The sequence below is a fragment of the Microbacterium sp. Bi128 genome, assembly GCF_918698205.1.
The window spans coordinates 1-2,973 of record NZ_CAKKMM010000594.1 but is presented as its reverse complement, the minus strand read 5'-3'; the positions used below and the strand labels follow the sequence as shown (position 1 = coordinate 2,973).

Annotated in this window: 4 protein-coding genes; 3 read left to right on the top strand and 1 reads right to left on the bottom strand. The window is 63.4% G+C overall.

Annotation, left to right across the window (positions count from 1 at the left end; genetic code table 11):
* The first annotated feature begins 583 nt into the window (after positions 1-583).
* From LQV45_RS23450 to LQV45_RS23440, 3 genes are all read left to right on the top strand, one after another.
* Complete coding sequence (locus LQV45_RS23450; protein ID WP_230009052.1) at positions 584-805, top strand: hypothetical protein; 222 nt, start codon at positions 584-586, stop codon at positions 803-805.
* Between the two features lie 337 nt (positions 806-1,142).
* Positions 1,143-1,781, top strand: coding sequence for a hypothetical protein (locus LQV45_RS23445; RefSeq protein WP_230009051.1), 639 nt, complete (start codon positions 1,143-1,145; stop codon positions 1,779-1,781).
* Between the two features lie 76 nt (positions 1,782-1,857).
* On the top strand, positions 1,858-2,550 hold the full coding sequence (locus LQV45_RS23440; protein ID WP_230009050.1) for a hypothetical protein: 693 nt from the start codon (positions 1,858-1,860) through the stop codon (positions 2,548-2,550).
* 16 nt (positions 2,551-2,566) lie between these two features.
* Here the strand turns inward: LQV45_RS23440 and LQV45_RS23435 are convergent.
* A partial coding sequence (locus LQV45_RS23435) for a flavodoxin domain-containing protein (protein WP_230009049.1) occupies positions 2,567-2,973 on the bottom strand: 407 nt, incomplete at its 5' end.

The window sequence follows — 2,973 nt, the reverse complement described above, 5'->3', positions numbered from 1 at the left end:
CACCAGGAGGTAGAGGTCTTTTTTCCTGATCGCCCCGCAGGTGAGTTGTCGTCCTCATGGTCATCACAATGTCGGGCCGGATGATGAGAAGGAACTGAGGAGAGGCCCGACCACCGTGAGTGCTCTGGCGTGGACCCTCCGCTTGGGGTACGCCGCCTACCAAACCACACCGGAACGAACACATACAGGGTAGCCCGGACATAGTCAGCGTGGGAATATCGATCGCTACTTCGAAGCGGTCATGCTCTACCAATGCAATCCCCGTCCTGGTCTTGACGTCGTGCGTGAATTGGGGAGCCCGGACCTTGTTGAAACGCAGTGCACCAACCTCCCGCCAGCTGTAACCGCACGTCGGGCAAGTCCGAGTCCGAGTCCGGCCATTGTCAGTCAGACGCACGCTTGCGACACTTGGGGGCTTAGAAGGACGAAGGTCTCACCTGTTTTCCCTACCGGCGAACAGAACTCCTGTTCGTGCGACAACGGTACGGGCAGTGGCACTGCCGGTGGGAAGCGGCATGCTTCGTTATCCGGCGCTACTTGGATTAAACTGGGGGCATTAAACCCCTTCGAGGACTGGTTGCCCGTGGAGACAGTATTCTTCCTGGTCGTAATTCTCATCGCAGTGTGGATCCTGCTCGGCCTCTTGCTGAGACTCAAGAAGAGAACCCACCGCAAGGGCTCCAATTACTACGTGCCCACCTTCAAGGCCAACTTCGACACATGGGAGAGTAAATGGACCATGGACCGAAAGCTGCAGGAGAGGTGGGATAAGGCACGGTGGCAGCAGGAGTTTAACCGTCCGTAACTTTGGAGCAGGCGGTCACCATTCCCCCGAAGAGGAACATTAAAGCCGCGGATGCTGTGAAGCGCATTCATGACCGCACGGGTCACCCTGCGGACGAGGTGCATCCCATTCCCCTCTCGGTATAGTGCGTCCGGCCACCCCGGACTGCGGGGCAGGCCAAGTTGCCACATACGGTTCGGCTGTCCCACGCCATCTGGGTTGAACAATAATCGGGAAGCCCGGAGTTCAGGGCACTCAGCAACTCCACTAGCTCCGAAGCGGGCCTTTCTCCCCTTGGCACGGCCGAGGGGCGGGGCTGCAATGAACGTAGGTTCCGTTCAGCCGCAGGAGGCATCCCATGAACGTCCCGGTCATTTTGGCGGTCGGCGCGATCATTGTGTTCGCCGTCGTGATGGGTGTTGTCATGTCCCGTGACAAAGATCCGCAACGGCGGGCGGCCGCCGTGACGCGCACCGGAGCTGCCGTCATGGCGGCGTTCACCATCATCGGGGGAATCGTCATCGGCGGGTTCGCGATGCAGGACCCGGGCGGAACAAACGGAACGCTGATCACGCTCGCCTGGGTGGTTCCGATGCTCATCCTCGCGGTCTCGGCCTGGTTCTGGCCGGCGGCAACGGCTCCCCTGCTGCTCGCCCTCGCCTCGGCCTTCATTGCCGCGTGCGTGTGGCTCGCCTTCGACCCCGCTGCCCTGAGCGCCTTCCTCAACGACAACGGCCCCCTCATCGCCGTCAGCGTTCTCGCGCTGGCGTTCCCGGCCGCAATCCTCGGCCTGAAAGTTACCGCACTGGCCGGCTGGCTGCTGGTGGGCCTGGGGGTGTTGCCGCTGTTGATCACGATCATCGGAAGGTCGGGTGCGGTCGGATCGCTGATCGCGGCCAGCCTGGTTCCCCTGGCCTGCGGGATCGCCTATCTGCTGTCCGTCCGGATGGCCAGGACGGGTTCGACGTCGGGAACCATCCACCCCGCGGCCGCCTAAGGCTGCCGCACCGCCGCCAAACCCGGCCGCGTAACGCAAATCGGGCCGCGGGCCAACGGCGGGTAGCATCGGGGCCATGAGCGCCGACGACGACGACATCACCGAAGAACTGCTGGCCGACGCCCGGAAGCTGACCGGGTTGAGCCTGGAACTGCTTGGGCTCGACCCCCACCCGGACGACATGACAGCCGAGCAGCGGCTCCAGTTTGATCCCGAGGACCTGGCCGAAATGGCCTCCGTCTCCTCCGAAGACCGGCGCAAAGCCGTGGGCCAGACCCGTCTGCTGGCCGGACTCCTGTGGAACTCGTCCAGCATTCTGATCGACCAGTTGTTCCGCGATCTCGGAACGCTCAGCACGCTGGATGTTCTCACGCCGGCCGACATCGCCGGGACCTCCGTCCTGTCCTCGCTGCCGCCACAGTTCGCCGCCAGCTACGACGCGAAGTTCACCCAGAAGTTCATCGTGGTCGCGGCCGACGTCACCGCGTCGCTGGTCCGGGGCTGGACCGCCCCCGGCTGCCTTGCAGCGGAACTAGCCGTCCGCTGCCTGCTCGATCAGGCGGAAATCACCGAGGACATCTACGAACTGGATCTTCCGGAGGACTGGCGGGCCGACGTCGAGGAAGTCCTGTTGGAGGATGCCGACAGTGACGCGCTCTACTCCGACAACCTTGACGTTCTCGAGGACGACGCCGCAAGTCTGGATTTTGAGCAGTGGTTCATACCCTTCACCCCCGGCGACACGGCTCCGCCGTACGCCTACTCCTGAGCCCTACTCCTGAGCCCTACGGCTGGGCGGGCGGCTCGGCGAACCGGGCCAGGAAGTCCTCCGTGAAGCGCCGGACGCCGTCCCACTCGGTGTACACGTAATCACGGGACGTGTCCGTGTCCGGGGATCCCTTGTCGCTGGCGATCTTCTTCATGACGTGCTTCTTGATGAACCCGTAGTGGGTATAGAGCACGGCGCCGGCGAACAACCCGACGTGGGCGGGCCGCCAGCCCGTGTCCTGCTCAAACTTCTCCACGTAGCCCTCCGCGGTCTGCTCGTCTCCGTGTGCGGCCATGCTCACCGAAACCAGGGCCGACGGCAAGCGTTCGAGCTCAGCGCGGTTCTTCTTCACGAAGTCTGCGACGTACCCCTCGTGTTTTCCCACGTGCACCGAGGCCGCCACGATCACGCCGTCATAGCCGC

Coding starts and splice junctions, on each gene's coding strand:
- LQV45_RS23445 (WP_230009051.1), top strand. CDS start 1,143: ATGAACGTCCCGGTCATTTTGGCGGTCGGCGCGATCATTGTGTTCGCC.
- LQV45_RS23440 (WP_230009050.1), top strand. CDS start 1,858: ATGAGCGCCGACGACGACGACATCACCGAAGAACTGCTGGCCGACGCC.